Below are 646 nucleotides of genomic sequence, written 5' to 3' on the forward strand. Positions count from 1 at the left end.
GTGACGCCTCGACGGGAAATTTTTTCCGTCATGATAGTAGTGTTCATCAAGAGCGAGGAACACAGATAGGCGCTTGCGCAACCGGCCATCAAGGGAAGCAACGCATTCGGTTGGTGAGTCACTTCCACCGCGAAGACAACCGCCGTTAGCAGCGCCCGGGACGCCCCGGCAAACATGGCGGCCATCCCCACCAACCCGGCAACCGCAGGACTGATGCCCCACTCTGGAAACACCCCAGACAACAGTATTGCCAAGCCAGCCCCCAGGCTTCCGCCGATAATAAACAGTGGCGCCAAGGTCCCCCCTGACGTGCCACTGCCCAGAGCAATGGACCAGGAGACCCACTTGGCAAAGCCGATCAACAGTAATGCGGAAAGCGCCAGTTTGGCATTCACAATATCGCTGATCAGTTGGTAGCCCACCCCTAGGGTTTGCGGCACTATAAAACCGATCAAACCAACCGCAAGACCACCCAGTGCCGGCCACCACATCCAGTGAATGGGTAACCGCTCAAAGCCGTCTTCAATCCAGTACAGAACCCGAGTAACGAAAACACTGGTGCAGCCGATCAACGCCCCCATGACCGCATAAAAAAGCAACGCGGCCGACGACGCCGACAACACCGCCTGCATGGCAAAAACTGGTT

General features: G+C 57.1%; 1 protein-coding gene. It reads right to left on the bottom strand.

Features of this window, described 5'->3' with window-relative positions; translation table 11 throughout:
• A partial coding sequence (locus A3754_RS23785) for a chloride channel protein (protein ID WP_197468823.1) occupies nucleotides 1-646 on the bottom strand: 646 nt, incomplete at both ends.

This window comes from Alcanivorax sp. HI0083 (genome assembly GCF_001635175.1).